Consider the following 17,779-nt stretch of genomic DNA (forward strand, 5'->3'; position numbering starts at 1 on the left):
GGACGGCAGCACGTCCGGCTGCCACGTCTCCGGTCGCCAGAGCTCGGAGCGGAGGAACGCCTTCGGGCAGTGCGAGAAGATCTGCTCGATGGCCACCTCGATCGCCAGCACCGGGCGGTGCCCCTTGACCGTCATGTCGTCGAACCACGGCGCGTCCCGGATCAGCCGGGCCCGGCCGTTGATGCGCAGCGTGTCGGTGCGCCCGGGGATCAGATAGACCAGCCCGACGTGCGGGTTGGCCAGGATGTTGCGGTAGCCGTCGGCCCGCCGGTTGCCGGGCCGCTCCGGGATGGCGATGGTCGTCTCGTCCAGCACCAGGGTGAACCCGGGCGGGTCGCCCTTCGGCGAGACGTCGCAGCTGCCATCCGCGCCGGCGGTGGCGACCAGGCAGAACGGCGAGGCGGCCAGCCACTCCCGGTCCCGCGCGTGCAGCACCCGGCGCTCCTTGTCGCGCGCCCGTTGATTCGGAACGCCGAGCAGTTCGCGCAGCTCCGCCTCGTTGGTGATCTCCGTCGTCACGTCCGCCTCCCCCGTCCGTTGAGCATGGCGGCGTTTCCGGCCCACGACCGGCCGCTTTCCGCCATGGTCAGCCTAGGAGAGTGCGTCGAGCGCGAGGTTTGCCCCCGGGGCCGCCGGGTACCGCGTCACTCGCAGCGCGCCCGGACGATGGAGGCCCGATGGAGAGCCGACTGAAGGTGCTCGGTCACCCCGTGCACCCGATGCTGGTGATGTTCCCGGTGGCGCTCCTGGTAACGGCCGTGATCTTCGATGTGATCGACACCGTGGGCGGGCCGGAGTTCCTGGGCCAGGTCGCGTACTGGAACATCGCCGTCGGTCTGATCGGTGGCCTGCTGGCTGCGGCGGCCGGCACCGTCGACCTGCTCGCCCTGCCCGCCGGCACCCGGGCCAAGCGGGTCGGGCTCACCCATGCCGCCGCCAACCTGGCGGTGATCCTGCTCTTCGCCGCCGTCTGGGTGGTCCGGCTCAACGCCGCGTCCCGGGCCGCCGGCGGCGCTCTCGTCGCCATCGAGGTGGTCGCCGTGGCGCTTCTCGGCATCAGCGCCTGGCTGGGCGGCGAGCTGGTGGACCGGCTCGGCGTCGGGGTGGACCCGGAGCACGACCTGAACGCCCCGAGCTCGCTGCGACCCCCCTCGGCCCACCAGCGGATCGGAGATGTGCGATGACGGAACAGAGCAGCGGACGCGGCTGGCGGCGGCGCCAGCAGGGCTGGGACCCGATGGGTGAGCTCCAGTCGCTGCGCGCCGAGTTGAGCCGCCTGGTCGGTGGCCGGTCCGGCGCGCCCGACGTGGAGCTGACCGAGGTCGCCGACGGCTGGGAGGTGATCGTCCGGCTGCCCGGTGTCGCGCCGGAGGAGGTGGCGGTCGAACTGGACGACCGGGAGCTGTGCGTACGGGCCCGATCGGAGGCCGAGGTCAACGCCGACCACGGCATTCCCGGCGGCTTCGAGACGCGGGGCTTCGAGTACCGGGTGGACCTGCCGTCCCGGGTGGACCCGGACCGGATCGACGCGGTGATGGACCACGGCCTGCTCCGGGTGCGGCTGCCCCGGGCGGCGCGGCCCACGCCGCGCACCATCACCGTCGGCCGCACCGGCCCGCGCAGCACCGGCACCACCCGAGGTACGCCGGCCCTGGCCGACCCCGCTGCGGACCGGGAGCTGCACCACCCGGACACCACGGTCGACGAGATCGACCGGCCGTAGGAGTCCGATGGCCACGTCGTCCGACGACTCCAGCTCGGCGCGCCTGTCGCCGGGCCGCGACCTGGAGCCGTCGTCCGTGCTCGGTCCGGTGGGCGCGCGGGTACCCGACGCGGCGCGGATCGCCGTGCTGCGGGCCAACGCGCTCGGCGACTTCATCTTCGTCCTGCCGGCGCTGGAGGCGCTGCGGGCCGCGTACCCGGCGGCGGAGATCGTGCTGCTCGGCGCGCCGTGGCACGCGGCGTTCTGGCGCGACCGCCTCGGCCCGGTGGACTCGGTCCTGGTGGTGCCGCCGGCGCCCGGGATCCGCGACGCCGGGCCGGACGAGCGACCGGCCGACCTGGCCGACTTCCTGGCGGCGGCCCGCGAGGAGCGCTTCGACCTGGCGTTGCAGCTGCACGGCGGCGGGGGCAACTCCAACCCGATCATCGCCGGCCTGGGCGCCCGGGTCACCGCAGGCCTGCGGGCCGAGGACGCGCCGCCGCTGGACCGCTGGATCCGGTACGTCTACTACCAGCACGAGGTGATCCGCTATTTGGAGGCGGTGGCCCTGGTCGGGGCGCCCGCCACCACGATCATCCCGGCCCTGCCCCTGACCGACGCCGACCGGGCCGAGGCCCGCGAGGTGCTGGGCGAGCCGACCCGGCCCCGGGTGGCGCTGCACCCGGGCGCGACCGACACCCGGCGGCGTTGGCCGCCGGAGCGCTTCGCCGAGGTCGCCCGCGCCCTGGCCGGCGACGGGTACGAGGTGCTGGTCACCGGCACCCCGGCCGAGCAGGAGACGGTCGACGCGGTGGTGGCCGCGGCCGGCGTCCCGGTCCGCCCGGAGGTCGGCACGCTCAGCCTCGGCGGGCTGGCCGCCTGCTACGCCGGCTGCGCGCTGGTGGTCTCCAACGACACCGGGCCGCTGCACCTGGCCGGCGCGGTCGGCGCCCCGACCGTGGGCGTCTACTGGATCGGCAACCTGATCAACGGGGCGACGCCGTTGCGCGTCCGGCACCGGCCGATCGCCTCCTGGACCACCCGCTGCCCGGTCTGCGGCATCGACTGCACCCCGGGGATCTACCCGCACCGCCCCGGCGACGGTGACTGCCCGCACCGGGTCTCGTTCGTCGCCGACGTACCGGTGATCGAGGTGGTGGAGGCGGCCCGCGAACTGCTGGCGGGATAAGGAGGGGCCCCTTGTTAACAGACGTCTGTTAACAAGGGGCCCCTCCTTACACGCGGTCGGCGACGACGACCTCCCAGGCCTCCACGTCCCGCTCGGTCACGGTGGTCGGCGACTCCAGGTGGTACGCCCCGCTGGGCAGCACCCCCGCGCCGCCGTGCCGCTCCAGCACCGCGATCTGCGCGGCGACATCCTCGCCCTGGTGCTTCTCGTGCACCCGGCGCCAGAACTCGAAGCCGCCCGAGTCGAGCAGCTTGGCCCGGTCGTAGAGCACGCACCCGCCGATCCAGGAGACCTTGTACGCCCGCCAGGCCCCCGCCGGCAGGCGTAGCTTCTCGGTCACGTGCAGCAGGTTCGCCGCCGGGTGGATGGCCGCCCGCTCCCACTCCGGCGTGCCGGGGCGGACCCGCTCCGGGACCGGCCGGCCCTGCCACTCCTCGTAGTGCGCGTGGGATTCCGGCCGGACGTCGTCGGCGTACGACAGGCCGTGCACGGCGTTGCCGACGAACCCGCAGCCCAGCTCCCGGATCGCGGTGACCAGCCGGGACAGGGCACCCGGCTCCAGCCAGACGTCGTCGTCGAGGCAGAGCACGTACCGGGCCGCCGAGTGGCCGAGCAGGTAGGCCCGGTGCTCGGCCAGGCCGCGCCGGGGCAGCCGGCGGGTGAGCAGCACCGGGTGACCCCGGTGGCGCAACGCGCGGACCATGGTGGCCGCCGCGGGGTGCACGTACGCCGGTCCGTCGTCGGACTGGTCGCTCACCGCCACGCCGAAGTCCGGTACGCCCTCCTGCGCGGCCAGCCCGGAGAGGGTGACCGCCAGCTCGGCCGGCCGGTTGCGGGTGGGGATCAGCACGTCGAGCTGCCGGTGCCGGCGGAACCGCTCGGGCGTGCCCAGGTCGAGCGGTCGGTTCACGCCGGCCTGCCCGTACCCTCACCGACGGTCGGGTTGGCCGACTGTGCCCGGATCCGGTCGATGATCGCCGAGGTGGACCGGTCCGGCACGTACCCGAGGGTGCGGACCTGCCCGCCGAGCCGGCGGACCAGCGGCGCCTCCGGCACCATCTCGGGCGGGTAGTCGCCGCCCTTGACGTAGACGTCCGGGCGGACCGCCTCGATCAGCTTCGCCGGGGAGTCCTCCTCGAAGACCACCACGTGGTCGACGCACTCCAGCGCGGCGAGCAGGGCGGCCCGGTCCTCGACCGGGTTGACCGGCCGGTCCGGTCCCTTGAGTCGGCGTACGCTGCCGTCGGAGTTGACCGCCACGACCAGCAGGTCGCCGAGCGCGCGGGCCTGGGTCAGGTAGCGGACGTGCCCCGGGTGCAGCACGTCGAAGCAGCCGTTGGTGAAGACGATCGAGCGGCCGGCCCGCCGGTGCTCCGCCGCGATCGCGGTCAGCTCCTCGGCGCCCACCAGGGTCGGGTGGTCGGCCTCCTCCGCTCCGGTGCCGAGCGCGCCGAGCAGGTCCTCCCGCCGGCACACGCAGGTGCCGGTGTCGGAGACGGTGATGGTGGCGGCGAGCTGCGCGAGCTGGGCCGCGGTCGGCAGGCTCGCCTCCGCCGCCAGCGCGAGGGTCATCGCCGCCAGGTACGCGTCCCCGGCGCCCACCGCGTGACTGGCCGGGACGGGTGTGCTGTGGCTCCGCCGGGGCTCGCCGTCGGCTCCGCCGACCACCGCCCCCTCGGTGTCCAGGGTCACCGCCACCACGTCCGCGCCGGTGTGCGCGCGCAGTTCGGCCAGGCGCGCCTCGGCCAGCACCGCCCGGTCCACGCCCTCGCCGGCCGAGGTGCTCACGGTCACGCCGGTGCCGGTCACGCTGAGCCCGTCCCCGGTGAGCGCGACCCGCTCCTCGCCGGGGGTCGGCTCGCCCGTCGGTCCCGCCCCGGCGGCGTGGCGGTCGGCCGACGGCGCGCCGGAGGTGGGGTGCGGGCTGCCCGCGACCCGTTCGCCGGCCCCGCCGGGTGCCGCCCCGACGACCAGCTCGGACGGTCCGTCGCCGGCGTCGGCCGGGTGGTCCAGATGCAGGTCACCGGCGGTGGCGCCGGGTCCGGCGGTACGGCTCGCACCGTTGAAGCCGGCCGCCGCGCGGGCCAGCAGCCGGGTCGCCTCGGCGAAACTCGGGGTCACCACGGTCGGGTTCAGGCCACGCCAGTCGGCGAGGTCGTGCGCGTCGAGGGCCACCGTGGCGTAGCGGTCCCGGTTGGCGACCAGCCAGGCGCGGACCGCCCGGGGCAGCGCGCCCAGACCGTAGTCGCAGACGACCAGGGTGAGCGGCTGCCCGTGCGCCCCGGCGCGCAGCTCCTCGGTGGCGCAGTGCAGCGCGGTCAGCAGGCGGGCCACCCCGTCGTCGTCGAGTGCGTCGTCCGGGTCGCCGGAGTCCTCCCGGAGCAGGATCTGGTTACCGGCGAGCATCCGCCGCTTCACCGGCGTCGGCCGGCCGGGCTGGTTCACCGTACGGTCCCAGACGGCCGCCCGGTCCAGGCAGTCGTGCAGTTCGTCGCCGGCCACGTCGGCGCCGACCGGGGCCACCAGCGCGGCCCGGCCGCCCAGGGCGGCGATGTTCACCGCCGTGTTCGCCGCGCCGCCGGCCGCGGAGATGCGGCGGCGCAGGGTGAGCACGGGTGCGGGGGCCTCCCGGCAGAGCCGCTCGGACTCCGCGAACCGCCACTCGTCCAGCATGGCGTCGCCGACGACCAGCACGGGACGCCCCTGCCAGCTCCCGACGACGGTGGCCAGCCGGCGATCTTCCGCTGCTGCTCCTGCCATGTCTTCCGGGTCCCCCGAGAGGCATGGGCCAAACCTGGCCTGCTGAGGACCAGGCCACCCACGGGGTCCGGTTTCGGCCGGTCGGCCCCGGGAACGGGATCGGGTGACCCCGGAGAGGAGAAAGAGCATGGCAGCGACACTGCAGGGCACGCGGATCGCCTTCCTGGCCGCCGACGGCGTCGAGGAGGTCGAGTACACCAAGCCCCGCGAGGCGGTGGAGAAAGCCGGTGCCCGGGTCGAGCTGGTCTCGGTGCGGCCCGGTTCGATCCAGTCCTTCAACCACCTGGACCAGAGCAAGCAGTACCCGGTCGACGTGACGACCAAGGAGGCGGACGCCGGGGCGTACGACGCGCTGGTGCTGCCCGGCGGCGTGGCCAACCCGGACTTCCTGCGGACGGACCCGGAGGCGGTCCGGTTCGTGAAGTCGTTCTTCGACGCCGGCAAGCCGGTCGGGGTGATCTGCCACGGCCCGTGGACGCTGGTCGAGGCGGACGTGGTGCGGGGCCGCCGGATCACCTCGTGGCCGAGCCTGCGTACCGACCTCACCAACGCCGGGGCGACCTGGGTCGACGAGCAGGTGGTGACCGACAACGGCCTGGTCAGCAGCCGCAAGCCGGGCGACCTGCCGGCCTTCTGCGCCAAGATCGTCGAGGAGTTCGCCGAGGGGAAGCACTCCGCACGCTGAGTTCCCCGGACGTTCCTTCCCCGCCGGGGGCATGATCCGCTCCCGGTGGGAAAGGAAGCGGAATGACTGCCCAGGCCCACGGTCGTCCCGTGCTGCACGCCCGCCAGATCCGCCTGCTGATGTTCGGTCTGATGACCGGGATGCTGCTGGCGGCACTCGACCAGACCATCGTCGGTACCGCGCTGCCCACCATCGTCGGCCAGTTGGGCGGGATCAACCACTACTCGTGGGTGGTCACCGCGTACCTGCTCGCCTCGACCGCCTCCACCCCGCTCTACGGCAAGATGGCCGACCTGTACGGACGTCGTCCGGTCTTCCTGTTCTCAATCGGCACGTTCCTGCTCGGCTCACTGCTGGCCGGGCTGTCCCAGAACATGAGCCAGTTGATCGTGACCCGGGGGGTGCAGGGCCTGGGCGCGGGTGGCCTGATGACGCTGGCGTTCACCATCATCTCGGACGTGGTCACGCCCCGGGAGCGCGGTCGCTACCAGGGGCTCTTCGGCGCGGTCTTCGGATTGTCCTCGGTCGCGGGTCCGCTGGTCGGCGGGTACTTCGCGGAGACGAACTGGCGTTGGATCTTCTACATCAACGTGCCGCTGGCCATCCTCGCCATCCTGGTCTGCTACCACGTCATGCGGCTCATCCCGTTCGAGCGGCGGGAGCACGCCATCGACTGGCTCGGCGCGGGGCTGCTGGTCGCCGGGGTGAGCTCCCTGCTGCTGGCGCTGAGCTGGGGCGGCACCCAGTACGCCTGGACCTCCGGCGTGATCATCGGGCTGTTCGTGGCCGGCGCGGTGCTCGGCGTGCTCTTCATCGTCCAGGAGGCCCGGGTGCCGGAGCCAATCCTGCCGCTGCGGCTGTTCCGCAACGGAACCTTCTCGCTGGCCAACCTGGCCGGGTTCGTGCTCGGCCTGGTGATGTTCGGGTCGATCATCTACATCCCGCTCTACCTCCAGATCGTCAAGGGCGCCTCGCCGACCCGCAGCGGTCTGCTCATGCTGCCGATGATGGCCGGCGTCATCGTCACCTCGATCCTCACCGGTCGCGCGATGAGCCGGATCGGCCGATACAAGTGGTTCCCGGTGGCCGGGTCGGCGGTGCTGGTCGCCGGCATGCTGCTCTTCCGGCAGCTCCAGGTGGCCACGTCCCTCTGGGCGGCGTTCGGCTACATGGTGGTGATCGGCGTCGGGCTGGGCCTGTGCATGCAGTCGCTGATCCTGGCCGTGCAGAACGCGGTGCACCCGCGGGACCTGGGGGCCGGCACCTCGTCGGCGACGTTCTTCCGGTCGCTGGGCGGCTCGTTCGGGGTGGCGATCCTCGGCGCGGTGCTCTCCTCCCAGCTCGCCGGCCAGCTCGCCGACCGGCTGCCGCCCGCGATCGCGCAGCTCCCGCCGCAGCAGCGCGCGGTGGTGGCGGCCCACGGCGGCGCGCACATCTCGATCAACGAACCGAAGACCATCCTCGCCCTGCCCGGCCCGGTGCGCGCCGCGATCCAGGCCGCGTTTGTCGAGTCGCTGCACCTGGTCTTCCTGACCACCGGGCTGATCGCCATCCTCGCCGTGCTGGTCACCCTGGCAATGCCCAACCGCGAGCTGCGCGGCGCCGGCCCGCAGGGCGCCACCGGCGGCGCCGACCCGCTCGGCGGGAAGGCACCCGCCCCCGGTGGCAAGCCGCTCACCAAGGAGTCCAAGGAGGAGGCCGCCGCCGACATGGAGGCCAAGTCCCAGACCATGCTGTGACCGGGCGGCCGCGGGTCACCCTCCCGTGGCGGGCGGGGCGGCTCGCGGCCGGGCCGGGTGGGCGGTGAGCAGGTCGAGGATCAGCGCCAGCGGCGGCCAGGCCGCCCGACCACGGCGGGTCACGGCGTACGCGCGCAGCAGGGCCTGCGGTGCGGCGAGCGGCAGCAGGCGGACGCCGTGCACGGCCGGCTGGTCGGCGGGGAGCAGACCGACGCCGAGCCCCGCGACGATGAGGTCCTGGACCAGATCGAGGCTGTCGGAGCGGTGCACGATCCGGGGTTCGAAGCCGGCCATCGAGGCGATGGTCCGGACCACCACCTCGTCGGCGGTGTTGCGCGAGTTGACGATCCAGTCCGCGTCGCGGAACCGCTCGAAGACCGCCGGGGCGTCCGCTACCGGGCCGGGCGGCGGGTGCGCCGGGACCCCGAGGTGCCAGGCCGCCGACCACAGCGGTGTGGCCTCCAGCGCGCGGTCCAGCGAGGCCGGGGCCAGGTTGTAGTCGTAGGTCAGCGCGAGGTCGACCTCGTCGGCCGCGAGCAGCGCGTACGCCTCGGCCGGCTCGTGCTCGTGGATGCGCAGGCGCACCCGCGGGTGGTCGATCGCCAGCCGGGCGAGGAGCGGCAGCAGCGAGCGCCGGACGGCGGTGGCGAAGCCGGCGACGCGTACCGTGCCGGCCGGTTCGGCCCGTGGGTCCAGGTCGAGCCGGGCCGCGTCGACGGCGGCGAGGATGGTCACGGCGTGTTCGGCCAGCCGGCGCCCGGCCGGGGTGAGCCGGACGCGGCGACCGTGTGGCTCGACCAGCTCGGCGCCCACCTCCCGGGCCAGCGCTGCCAGCTGCTGCGACACCGTCGACGTGGTGACGTGCAACTCGTCGGCGACCTGGCGCATCGAGCCGAGCCGGGCCAGCTCGCGCAGCAGGTGCAGGCGACGCAGGTCCACCGGACCATTGTTCACGATTACCGAATGGTTGGTCCAGAAAAAGCACGTGGACGCGAACGGTGCGGACCGGCTCTACTTGTCCGCATGACCACCGTGACCCCTGCCCGTGCCGGCACCGCGATGGCGGTCGCCTCGATGACCTGCGTCCAGCTCGGGCTGGCCGTCTCGGTCGGGCTCTTCGACCGGGTCGGCCCGGAGGGCACCGCCTGGCTGCGCCTGGTCTGGGCCGGGGTGCTGCTGGCGGTCGTGGTCCGGCCCCGCCCGTCGGCCTTCACCCGCTCCGCCCTGCGGGCCTGCCTGGCGCTCGGGGTGGTCACCGCCTTCGTCACCATCCTGTTCATCGCGGCGGTGGCCCGCCTACCCCTGGGTACGGCCAGCGCGCTGGAGTTCCTCGGGCCGCTCGGCGTGGCCGTGGCTCGCGGTCGGGGTGGCGCGAAGCTCTGGCCGGCGCTCGCGGCGGTCGGGGTGCTGCTGCTCACCGAGCCGTGGCACGGCGGCGCGGACCTGGTCGGGGTGGCGTACGCGCTCGGCGCGGCGGCCTGCTGGGCCGCGTACATCCTGCTCACCCAGCGGGTGGGCGACGAGGTCTCCGGCATCCACGGCCTGGCGGTCTCCATGCCGGTGGCCGCCGTGGTCGCGACCCTGGTCGTCGGTCCCTCGGTGTTCGGTGACCTGACCTGGCGGGTGCTCCTGGCCGGCCTCGGGCTGGCCGTGCTGCTGCCCGTGGTCCCGTTCGTGCTGGAACTGCTGGCGCTGCGCCGGCTCACCACCGCCGCGTTCGGCACGCTGATGAGCCTGGAGCCCGCCATCGCGCTGGTCGTGGGCCTGGTCGCGCTGGGTCAGGTGCCGGGGTTCGGCGCGGTGGCCGGCATCGCCTTCGTGGTGATCGCCGGGATCGGCGCGGAACGCTCCGGCGCCCGGCCGGATGCCGGGCGGGGTGACGACGGGGTGGCCGGCGAGCGGACCACCGCGGTCGGCACCGCCGTCACTTGAGGATGAGCCGGTTGGTCTGTTCGAAGACGTCGAGGTCGGCGAGGGTCTCGATCACGCTGGAGGAGAGCGGGGAGGGCAGCTCCTCCGGGTGGAAGAAGGCCGCGTCGCTGGTCTCGTCGGTCACCCGGGCCAGCTCGCCGTCCCACTCCTCGACCCGGAACGCGGTGGTGAAGATCTGGTAGGTGTGGCCGTACATGTTGGTGTGGGTGCGGTCCGGGCCGGTGTAGAGCGCGAAGGCACTGACCCGCAGGGCGCGTAGTCCGGTCTCCTCGCGTACCTCCCGGACCGCGCAGTCGGCGATCGATTCGCCCAGCTCCATCGCGCCGGCCGGCATCGCCCACTGGCCGTTGTCGGAGCGCTGGATCAGCAGCACCCGGGCGGCGTTGTCGCGGACCACGGCCCGGGCACCGACGAACATGAGGGTGCGGTCACCGGCCAGGGCGCGTAGCTGCCCCACGTACGAGTCGGCCCACGAGATACTCACCCGGACAATCTACGCACCTTCCCCGGGGCGGTCCGGCGTTCCGGGGGTTCCCAACGTGGCGGCGGTCACACTAGCTTGCTACTCATGCGTAGCACGATGATGGACGCCCCCCTCCAGGTCGCCCGGATCCTCGAACACGGCGCCACCGTGCACGGCGCGGCGGAGGTCGTCACCTGGACCGGCGCCGAGCCCCGCCGGATGTCGTACGCCGAGGTCGGCCGTTACGCCGCCCGGCTGGCGCACGCGCTGCGCGACGAGTGCGGGGTGGCCGGTGACGAGCGGGTCGCCACGTTCATGTGGAACAACAACGAGCACCTGGTGGCGTACTTCGCCGTGCCGAGCATGGGTGCCGTGCTGCACACCCTCAACATCCGGCTCTTCCCCGACCAGGTCGCCTACATCGCCAACCACGCCGAGGACCGGGTGGTGCTGGTCGACACCACGCTGATCCCGCTGCTCGCCCGGGTGATCGGCCAGCTGACCACGGTGCGGCACGTGGTGGTGGTCGGCGGCGGTGACCCCGCGCCGCTGCTGGCGGCGGCCGGCGACCGGATCGCCGTACATCACTGGGACGCCCTGCTGGCCGACCGCCCGGAGGCCTACGACTGGCCCGAGGTGGACGAGCGCGACGCGGCGGCGCTCTGCTACACCTCCGGGACCACCGGCAACCCGAAGGGCGTCGCCTACTCGCACCGCTCCATCTACCTGCACTCGATGCAGGTCTGTCTGCCGGAGGGCTTCGGGCTCGGGCCGAAGGACCGGGAGCTGGCCATCGTGCCGATGTTCCACGCGATGTCCTGGGGCCTGCCGTACGCGGCGTTCCTCTCCGGCGCGTCGCTGATCATGCCGGACCGGTTCCTCCAGGCCGAGCCGATCGCCGCGATGATCGCCGCCGAGCGGCCCACCCTGGCCGGCGCGGTGCCGACCATCTGGACCGACCTGCTGTCCTATCTGGACAGCCACGATGTGGACACCTCGTCGCTGCACGAGGTGATCGTCGGCGGCTCGGCCTGCCCGCCGGCGCTGATGCACGCCTTCCACGACCGGCACGGGATCGAGGTCATCCACGCCTGGGGGATGACCGAGATGTCCCCGCTCGGCTCGGTCTCCCGGCCGCCGGCCGGCGCGACCGGCGAGGCGGCCTGGCGCTACCGCTACACCCAGGGCCGGATCCCGGCGGGCGTCGCCGCGCGGATCGTCGGCCCGCTCGGCGAGCCGCTGCCCGCCGACGGGACCTCCGTCGGCGAGTTGGAGGTCCGGGGGCCGTGGGTGACCGCCCGGTACGTCGGGGACGAGACCCCGGACGAGGAGAAGTTCCGGGACGGCTGGCTGCGCACCGGGGATGTCGGCACGCTCTCGCCGGACGGCTACATCACGCTGAGCGACCGGGCCAAGGACGTGATCAAGTCGGGCGGGGAGTGGATCTCCTCGGTCGAGCTGGAGAACGCCCTGATGGCGCACCCGGCGGTGCTGGAGGCCTGCGTGGTGGGGGTGCCGGACGAGCGCTGGGACGAGCGCCCGCTGGCCACCGTGGTGGTCCGGGAGGGTGCCTCGGTCAGTGCCGAGGAGTTGCGGGACTTCCTGGCGACGTCGGTGGCGCGCTGGCAGTTGCCGGAGCGCTGGGCGTTCATCGACGCGGTCCCGAAGACCAGCGTCGGCAAGTTCGACAAGAAGGTGGTGCGCTCCCGGTACGCGGAGGGCGGCCTCGAGGTGCGGGAACTGACCGCGCTGTAACACTTTCCGGCGTACCGTCGCCAACACGGGTAGGGCAACCTCTTAACAGGCATACCTCCCAGAGGGCGGCCCCGGCGTTCGCACCGCGCCGGGGCCGCCCGTCCATGCGGGGCGACCCGCAATGTCATTCTCGCGAAACTTGTTCGCCTCTGTCCTGATGTCGGAGAAATCCGTTTCGCGTTATCCGGCCTCGCTCGTGGACACCAGCACCTTGCCGATCGCGCCGTCCTGCACCGCCTTGTGCGCCGCCGCGGTCGTCGCCAGCGAGTAGTGGTGCAGCGGCAGGCCGGCCTCCTCGCCCACCCGGATCGCGCCCTGCGCCACCGCCGCCGCGATGTCGGTCACCGCCTGCGCCTTCGCCGCCTTCGGGGCGGTGTAGATCAGCACGAACTGCCAGCGGGCGTTCGGCACCATCAGCGGCCGGATCGGCAGCGTCACCTCGTCGCCGCCGTTGTCCGCGTACACGCAGACCGCTCCGCCGTTACGCAGGATCTGCACGTCCGTGGCGGCGTTGCAGGCGGCGGAGACCTCGACGATCGTGTGCACCCCGTCGGGCGCGATCTTGCGGACCTCCTCGACCACGTCCTGCTCCCGGTAGTTGATCACGAAGTCGGCGCCGGCCGCCGCCGCGAGCTGCGCCTTCTCCGGGCTGCTCACTGTGGCGATCACGCAGGCGTCGGCCCAGCGGGCGAGCTGGATCGTCGCGTTGCCCACCGCCCCCGCCCCGCCCTGCACCAGCACCACGTGGTCGCTCAGCGCGCCCGCGTGCAGCTTGGTCGGCATGAACTCGCCGGCGGTCAGGCAGCGGTGCGCGGTCATGAACGGGATGCCCAGACAGGCGCCCAGGTCGAACGAGGCGGACCCCAGCCGGACCGTGTGCCGCACCGGGACCAGCGTGTATTCGGTGGCCGTGCCCCAGGGCCGCTGCCAGGCTGCCTCCCAGATCCACACCCGCGCGCCGATCAGGATCTGGTCGACGCCCTCGCCGACCGCCTCGATCACGCCCGCGCCGTCCTGGCCCGGGATCTGCCAGCCCTCCGGCAGCGGCCAGGCGTGCCGGGCCTTCCAGTCGGTCGGGTTCACCCCGGCCACCGCCGTCCGCACCAGCACCTCGCCCGGGCCCGGCTCCGGCACGGGTCGCTCGACCAACTGGAGCACCGAGGCGTCCCCGTTGCGCTCGTACACGATCGCCTTCATCGCCGTCCCCTCGCCGTCACCACGTGCGCCACCGGTTGCGCTACCCGGCCGCTCCCTGATCATTCCGATCCAGCGCGCTCCCGAAAACGTACAACCGGGCAGCCGAGGGAAGGAGGGTGACATGTGGCACGTACCTGTGTGTCTCGCCCCAAGATCCGCGCAATTTCACCGAAAGAGTGGCCTCACGAGCAGCCAAGGCCACACTTTCCCTGAAAATGGCCCCTCGCTGCGGCCCGGCGTCGGCTCAGGCGGCCGGCTTGAGCACCACCTTCGAGTAGCCCGGCTCGCGCCGGTCGAAGTGCTGGTACGCCTCCGGCGCCGCGTCCAGCGGCAGCTCCTTGCTCACCACGAAGCTCGGCGTCGCCCGCCCCGCCATGATCAGGTTACGCAGGTACTCGTTGTACGCCTTGACGTTGGCCTGCCCGGTCCCCATCCGCAGGCCCTTCTCGAAGAACTTGCCCACCTTGACCAGCAGCTCGCCGTGGGCCGAGTGCTCGTCCGGGGCGCCCGGGTCCTCGGCCAGGTAGAGCCCGATCACGCCGATCGCCCCGGTCGGCCGGACCACCTCGACCAGGCTGTTCAACACCCGGGCCGGCTGCTCCTCGCCGGTCGGGGCGGACGCCTGGTAGCCCACCGCGTCCACGCCGTGGTCGGTGCCCACCCCGTCGGTCTGGTCCTTGATCTGCTGGACCGGGTCGCCCCGGGTGAAGTCGATCGGGATCGCGCCGATCGACTCGGCCAGCCGCAGCCGGTCCGGCACCCGGTCCACCACGAACACCTCGGCCGCCCCCCTCAGCAGCGCCGAGTACGCGGCCATCAGCCCGACCGGGCCGCCGCCCATCACGGTGATGTTCTCGCCGGGCCGCAGCCCGGTCATCGCCACCCCGTGATACCCGGTGGGGAAGATGTCGGCGAGCATCGCGAAGTCGTTCTCGTGCTCCGTGCCCGGCGGCAGCTTCAGGCAGTTGAAGTCGGCGAACGGCACCCGCAGGTACTCCGCCTGCCCGCCCCGGTACGGCCCCATCGACACGTAGCCGTACGCGCCGCCGGCGAAGCCCGGGTTGACCGTGAGGCAGAAGCCGGTCTTTCCCTCCCGGCAGTTCCGGCAGAACCCGCACGCGACGTTGAACGGCATGGAGACCCGGTCGCCCTTGCGCAGGCTGACCACGCCCGGGCCGGTCTCGACGATCACGCCCATGTTCTCGTGGCCGAAGACGATGCCCGGCTCGGCGGTCGTCCGGCCCTCGTACATGTGCAGGTCCGAGCCGCAGATCGCGGTGGTAGTGACCTTGACGATGACGTCGTTCGGGTCCTCGATCCGCGGGTCCTCGACCTCGTTCACCGCGACGTCGTGCGGCCCCTGGTACACCACTGCCTTCATGTCATCGACCGTAGGCGGGCCGGCACGGCCGGGGAGGCGGTTCAGCCGAGCCGCTGCACCACGTCCGGGGTGAGCGCGTCGATGCCGGGCAGCAGCACCGCCGCCAGCGCCTCGGCGTCCGGGTCCAGCGGGTACGACCCGTGCGGCACGGCCACCACCCGCATCCCGGCGGCGGCCGCCGAGCGGACCCCGTTGGAGGAGTCCTCGACCGCCACGCACCGGGCCGGGTCCACCCCGAGCCGCTGCGCCACCGCCAGCCAGACGTCCGGCGCGGGCTTGCCCCGGACGGTCTCCTCGGTGGAGAGCGTCGCGCCGAAGGCGTCGGCCAGGCCCGTCGCGGCCAGCGCCGCCGCGATCAGCCGGGTGGGGGAGGAGCTGGCCAGCCCCAGCCGCCACCGCGCGGCCATCCGGCGTACCACCGCGTCGGCGTCGTCGATCAGGGGTACGTGTTCCGCGTACCGCCGGGTCATCTCGGCCACCACCTCGTCGGCGACCTGCGCGGCCGAGCGGTCGACGCCCAGCTCGTCGCTGAGGTAGGCGGCCCACTCGCCGGTGCTCATCCCCATCAGCCGGCGCTGGGTGTCCGGCTGCCAGGTGCCGCCGTGCGCGGCCACGTACGCCCGCCGGACCTCCTCCCAGACCGGCTCGGAGTCCACGATCACGCCGTCGAGGTCGAAGAGCACCGCGTCCACCATGCCGCCCATCCTGCCGGCGGCTCAGCCGGTCGGGGCGGCCGAGCGCTGCGCGGGCAAGCCGATCGGGGCCTGCGGCGGGATGATCGTGCGGCACCGGGTGGCGATCGGTTCGAGCAGCTCCCGCACCCGCGCCGTACGCTCCGCGCCCAGCGCCCGCCATGGGCCGGCCGCGGCCCGGTCGGTGGCCTCCTCGACCGCCCGGAACGTCGCCGTGCCGTGCTCGGTCGGCCGGCCGTCGGCGGTCAGCCAGCCCTTCTCCACCAGCCGCGCCTCGGCGGCGGCCCACTCCTGGTCGGTCCAGCCCCGGGCCATCTGGTGGAACTCGCGGGACTGGTCGGCCCGGCACCGCCAGGCCACCACCTCGACCGGGTCCAGCCCGGTGCCGACCAGCGCCCCGACGTGCCCGTCGCCCCGGTGCTCGCGCAGCGTGGTGGCGGCCTGCCAGAGCCGGGCCAGCGGGTATTCGCCCCGGGGCAATGCGGCGTTGACCGCGCCGAGCACCCGGCCGGCCGTCTCGACCCGCCCGGCCGCCTCCTCCAGCAGCTCGGCCGCCTCCACCAGGTGCGCCTCGGGTAGCTCGTAGGTGAACTCGGCGAGCGCCTGCACCGCGCCGGTGAGCCGGGCGCGCAGCGCCTCCGCCGGGGTGGCGAGACGCCACACCGACGGCAGCGCCCGGGCCACCATCGGCGGCGCGAAGCTGAAGAACGCGGCGATCACGGTCGGCGCGCCGACCGGGCCGAGCGGGGCGGCCCGACCGGCGAAGTAGCCCCGCCAGTAGCCGCGCAGCCCGACCGCCTCGTACGCGGCGCGGGCGCGCGGGTGAAAGTAGGTCACCGCGTGGACCGGCTCGAAGTGGGTCCACATCACCCGGGCGAACCCGGGGTCGTCCAGCGCCGCCACGTGCACCTCCGCGTCGGTTGGTCAGGTCATCGCGGGCGGGTCCCCCCACCTGCGATGACCATGAACCTACTGCCGTTGGGTGAACGGACGGAAGCCCACTGTGACCTACTGCGCGGCGAGCACGTCCACGACGAAGCGCAGCGGCCCGGCCGGGCGACCGCCCGACGCGTCCTTGCCGTACGCCAGCTCGGCCGGGATGTCCAGCTGCACCCGGCTGCCCACCGGCACCCCGACCAGGCCCTGGTCCCAGCCCGGGATGACCTGCCCGACGCCGATCGCGAAGGTGGCCGGCTGGCCGTTGTTCCAGGAGGCGTCGAACTCCTTGCCGTCCTTGTAGAACACGCCCACATAGTTGGTGGTGATCTGCTGGCCCTTCTTGACCGCCGGGCCCTTGCCCTTGATCAGGGTGGTCAAGGTGAGCTTCTTCAGCTCGCCCTTGCCGGCCTCGACCTTCGGCTTGGTGGCCAATGCCGGGTCGGCGCCCTCGGGCAGCGCCGGAGCGGCGACGGTGGGCTCGACGATCGAACTCGCCGACGGGCTGGCGTCGGCCGCCGTGGACTTCGTGTTGCCGTCACCCTTGTTGAGCCAGACGATGCCACCGATCAGCGCGGCCACCGCGAGGACACCCACGGCCGCACCCAGCATCGACTGCCGCCGACGCCGCGCCTCGGCGGCCTTCTTCGCCGCCAGCTGGGCGGCCAGCCGCCGCTCCGCCTTGGTGCCCGGGCCCTGGCCCGCCGACCGGTTCTGCACGCGCTCGCTCACGTCGACTCCCTGCTGAGTGGGGTGGGTGCGCCCTCGGCGGGCCGCCGCCGAGGCCAGCGCACACGGTACCCGGCCGGACCCCTCCGGTGCTCCTACGGCCGGCCCCGGATCGGACAGGAAACGGGTCGGCGGCGGTTTCCGGGAGTAGTTTCTCGACCATGGCGATCCTCACCGAAGAAGACGTGGCCCTGCTCTCCGAACCGCAGCTCGCCCACGTGGCCACGATCGAGTCCGACGGCACCCCGCACGTCACCCCGGTCTGGGTGGACACCGACGGCGAGCACATCCTGTTCAACACCGCCAAGGGCCGGCAGAAGTACCTCAACATGGCGCGCAACCCGATGGTCGCGGTCTCGGTCGTGGACAAGGCGAACGACTTCCGCACGCTCTGGGTGAAGGGCACCACCGAGTTCGTCACCGAGGGTGCCGACGAGCACATCGACCGGCTGGCGAAGAAGTACCTCGGGCAGGACACCTACCCGTTCCGCCAGCCCGGTGAGGAGCGGGTGATCGTCCGGATCACCCCGACCGAGAAGCTCGGCCGGGGCTGAGGTGAAAGGAGGGGCCCCCTGTTAACGCCTCGCGTATTAAAAGGGGCCCCTCCTAACACCAGGCG

Annotated in this window: 18 protein-coding genes; 8 read left to right on the forward strand and 10 right to left on the reverse strand. The window is 73.2% G+C overall.

The genetic code is table 11. The annotated features are described in order from the left end of the window. Nucleotides 1–519, reverse strand: a 519-nt coding sequence (locus ONA70_RS15115; protein WP_265007057.1) for an MSMEG_1061 family FMN-dependent PPOX-type flavoprotein, incomplete at its 3' end; no start/stop codon positions are given. A gap of 158 nt (nucleotides 520–677) precedes the next feature. Here ONA70_RS15115 and ONA70_RS15120 point away from each other — a divergent pair. The 3 genes from ONA70_RS15120 to ONA70_RS15130 are packed head-to-tail and all read left to right on the forward strand — an operon-like array spanning nucleotide 678 to nucleotide 2,891. Next, nucleotides 678–1,184 carry a DUF2231 domain-containing protein gene (locus tag ONA70_RS15120; RefSeq protein WP_265007058.1) on the forward strand — a complete coding sequence of 169 codons (507 nt, stop codon included), beginning with the start codon at nucleotides 678–680 and terminating at the stop codon, nucleotides 1,182–1,184. Further along, nucleotides 1,181–1,723: an Hsp20/alpha crystallin family protein gene (locus ONA70_RS15125; protein WP_265007059.1), complete on the forward strand. Its 543-nt coding sequence runs from the start codon at nucleotides 1,181–1,183 to the stop codon at nucleotides 1,721–1,723. Before ONA70_RS15120 ends, ONA70_RS15125 begins: the two co-directional genes overlap by 4 nt. Nucleotides 1,724–1,730: 7 nt before the next feature. Then, the gene (locus ONA70_RS15130) at nucleotides 1,731–2,891 is read left to right on the forward strand and encodes a glycosyltransferase family 9 protein (protein WP_265007060.1); all 1,161 of its coding nucleotides are present in this window, start codon (nucleotides 1,731–1,733) and stop codon (nucleotides 2,889–2,891) included. 46 nt (nucleotides 2,892–2,937) lie between these two features. On the opposite strand, the gene ONA70_RS15135 is transcribed toward ONA70_RS15130, so the two are convergent. Both ONA70_RS15135 and rfaE2 read right to left on the reverse strand, forming a co-directional pair. Further along, nucleotides 2,938–3,801 (reverse strand): glycosyltransferase family A protein, encoded by an 864-nt coding sequence (locus tag ONA70_RS15135; protein ID WP_265007061.1) that lies wholly within the window; start codon nucleotides 3,799–3,801, stop codon nucleotides 2,938–2,940. Further along, nucleotides 3,798–5,651, reverse strand: coding sequence for a D-glycero-beta-D-manno-heptose 1-phosphate adenylyltransferase (gene rfaE2 / locus ONA70_RS15140; RefSeq protein ID WP_265007062.1), 1,854 nt, complete (start codon nucleotides 5,649–5,651; stop codon nucleotides 3,798–3,800). The genes ONA70_RS15135 and rfaE2 overlap by 4 nt, the downstream gene beginning before the upstream one ends. A 127-nt stretch (nucleotides 5,652–5,778) precedes the next feature. On the opposite strand from rfaE2, the gene ONA70_RS15145 reads away from it, so the two are divergent. Together ONA70_RS15145 and ONA70_RS15150 are read left to right on the forward strand one after the other, a co-directional pair. Further along, on the forward strand, nucleotides 5,779–6,336 hold the full coding sequence (locus ONA70_RS15145) for a type 1 glutamine amidotransferase domain-containing protein (protein ID WP_265007063.1): 558 nt from the start codon (nucleotides 5,779–5,781) through the stop codon (nucleotides 6,334–6,336). A gap of 62 nt (nucleotides 6,337–6,398) precedes the next feature. Next, entirely contained in the window at nucleotides 6,399–8,075 is a 1,677-nt protein-coding gene (locus ONA70_RS15150) for an MDR family MFS transporter (RefSeq protein ID WP_265007064.1), read from the forward strand. A 15-nt stretch (nucleotides 8,076–8,090) separates the two neighbouring features. Here ONA70_RS15150 and ONA70_RS15155 read toward each other — a convergent pair whose 3' ends face one another. Further along, a complete protein-coding gene (locus tag ONA70_RS15155) occupies nucleotides 8,091–9,014 on the reverse strand; it encodes a LysR family transcriptional regulator (RefSeq protein ID WP_265007065.1) in 924 nt (307 codons plus the stop codon). 84 nt (nucleotides 9,015–9,098) lie between these two features. Here ONA70_RS15155 and ONA70_RS15160 point away from each other — a divergent pair, with 84 nt between their 5' ends. Next, a complete protein-coding gene (locus ONA70_RS15160; protein WP_265007066.1) occupies nucleotides 9,099–10,007 on the forward strand; it encodes an EamA family transporter in 909 nt (302 codons plus the stop codon). Here the strand turns inward: ONA70_RS15160 and ONA70_RS15165 are convergent. Beyond that, nucleotides 10,000–10,491 carry an NUDIX domain-containing protein gene (locus ONA70_RS15165; RefSeq protein WP_265007067.1) on the reverse strand — a complete coding sequence of 164 codons (492 nt, stop codon included), beginning with the start codon at nucleotides 10,489–10,491 and terminating at the stop codon, nucleotides 10,000–10,002. The genes ONA70_RS15160 and ONA70_RS15165 overlap by 8 nt on opposite strands. A gap of 84 nt (nucleotides 10,492–10,575) precedes the next feature. Between ONA70_RS15165 and ONA70_RS15170 the strand changes: the two genes are divergently transcribed. After that, a complete protein-coding gene (locus tag ONA70_RS15170; protein WP_265007068.1) occupies nucleotides 10,576–12,225 on the forward strand; it encodes a fatty acid--CoA ligase in 1,650 nt (549 codons plus the stop codon). Nucleotides 12,226–12,405: 180 nt separating this feature from the next. On the opposite strand, the gene ONA70_RS15175 is transcribed toward ONA70_RS15170, so the two are convergent. The 5 genes from ONA70_RS15175 to ONA70_RS15195 all read right to left on the reverse strand — a co-directional run bounded on the left by ONA70_RS15175 (nucleotide 12,406) and on the right by ONA70_RS15195 (nucleotide 17,163). Continuing rightward, complete coding sequence (locus ONA70_RS15175; RefSeq protein ID WP_265007069.1) at nucleotides 12,406–13,422, reverse strand: NADPH:quinone reductase; 1,017 nt, start codon at nucleotides 13,420–13,422, stop codon at nucleotides 12,406–12,408. Between the two features lie 244 nt (nucleotides 13,423–13,666). Continuing rightward, the gene (locus ONA70_RS15180; RefSeq protein WP_265007070.1) at nucleotides 13,667–14,803 is read right to left on the reverse strand and encodes a glutathione-independent formaldehyde dehydrogenase; all 1,137 of its coding nucleotides are present in this window, start codon (nucleotides 14,801–14,803) and stop codon (nucleotides 13,667–13,669) included. A gap of 41 nt (nucleotides 14,804–14,844) precedes the next feature. After that, on the reverse strand, nucleotides 14,845–15,498 hold the full coding sequence (locus tag ONA70_RS15185) for an HAD family hydrolase (protein WP_265007071.1): 654 nt from the start codon (nucleotides 15,496–15,498) through the stop codon (nucleotides 14,845–14,847). Between the two features lie 21 nt (nucleotides 15,499–15,519). After that, complete coding sequence (locus tag ONA70_RS15190) at nucleotides 15,520–16,362, reverse strand: SCO6745 family protein (RefSeq protein ID WP_265007093.1); 843 nt, start codon at nucleotides 16,360–16,362, stop codon at nucleotides 15,520–15,522. Nucleotides 16,363–16,503: 141 nt separating this feature from the next. Continuing rightward, entirely contained in the window at nucleotides 16,504–17,163 is a 660-nt protein-coding gene (locus ONA70_RS15195) for an FKBP-type peptidyl-prolyl cis-trans isomerase (RefSeq protein ID WP_265007072.1), read from the reverse strand. A 158-nt stretch (nucleotides 17,164–17,321) separates the two neighbouring features. Between ONA70_RS15195 and ONA70_RS15200 the strand changes: the two genes are divergently transcribed. Further along, complete coding sequence (locus ONA70_RS15200) at nucleotides 17,322–17,714, forward strand: PPOX class F420-dependent oxidoreductase (protein WP_265007073.1); 393 nt, start codon at nucleotides 17,322–17,324, stop codon at nucleotides 17,712–17,714. The last annotated feature ends 65 nt before the right edge of the window (nucleotides 17,715–17,779 follow it).

This window comes from Micromonospora yasonensis, assembly GCF_026013475.1.
Classification (GTDB): Bacteria; Actinomycetota; Actinomycetes; order Mycobacteriales; family Micromonosporaceae; genus Micromonospora; species Micromonospora yasonensis.

Coding starts and splice junctions, on each gene's coding strand:
- ONA70_RS15120 (WP_265007058.1), top strand. CDS start 678: ATGGAGAGCCGACTGAAGGTGCTCGGTCACCCCGTGCACCCGATGCTG.
- ONA70_RS15125 (WP_265007059.1), top strand. CDS start 1,181: ATGACGGAACAGAGCAGCGGACGCGGCTGGCGGCGGCGCCAGCAGGGC.
- ONA70_RS15130 (WP_265007060.1), top strand. CDS start 1,731: ATGGCCACGTCGTCCGACGACTCCAGCTCGGCGCGCCTGTCGCCGGGC.
- rfaE2 (WP_265007062.1), bottom strand. CDS start 5,651: ATGGCAGGAGCAGCAGCGGAAGATCGCCGGCTGGCCACCGTCGTCGGG.
- ONA70_RS15145 (WP_265007063.1), top strand. CDS start 5,779: ATGGCAGCGACACTGCAGGGCACGCGGATCGCCTTCCTGGCCGCCGAC.
- ONA70_RS15150 (WP_265007064.1), top strand. CDS start 6,399: ATGACTGCCCAGGCCCACGGTCGTCCCGTGCTGCACGCCCGCCAGATC.
- ONA70_RS15160 (WP_265007066.1), top strand. CDS start 9,099: ATGACCACCGTGACCCCTGCCCGTGCCGGCACCGCGATGGCGGTCGCC.
- ONA70_RS15170 (WP_265007068.1), top strand. CDS start 10,576: ATGCGTAGCACGATGATGGACGCCCCCCTCCAGGTCGCCCGGATCCTC.
- ONA70_RS15175 (WP_265007069.1), bottom strand. CDS start 13,422: ATGAAGGCGATCGTGTACGAGCGCAACGGGGACGCCTCGGTGCTCCAG.
- ONA70_RS15180 (WP_265007070.1), bottom strand. CDS start 14,803: ATGAAGGCAGTGGTGTACCAGGGGCCGCACGACGTCGCGGTGAACGAG.
- ONA70_RS15185 (WP_265007071.1), bottom strand. CDS start 15,498: ATGGTGGACGCGGTGCTCTTCGACCTCGACGGCGTGATCGTGGACTCC.
- ONA70_RS15190 (WP_265007093.1), bottom strand. CDS start 16,362: ATGTGGACCCACTTCGAGCCGGTCCACGCGGTGACCTACTTTCACCCG.
- ONA70_RS15200 (WP_265007073.1), top strand. CDS start 17,322: ATGGCGATCCTCACCGAAGAAGACGTGGCCCTGCTCTCCGAACCGCAG.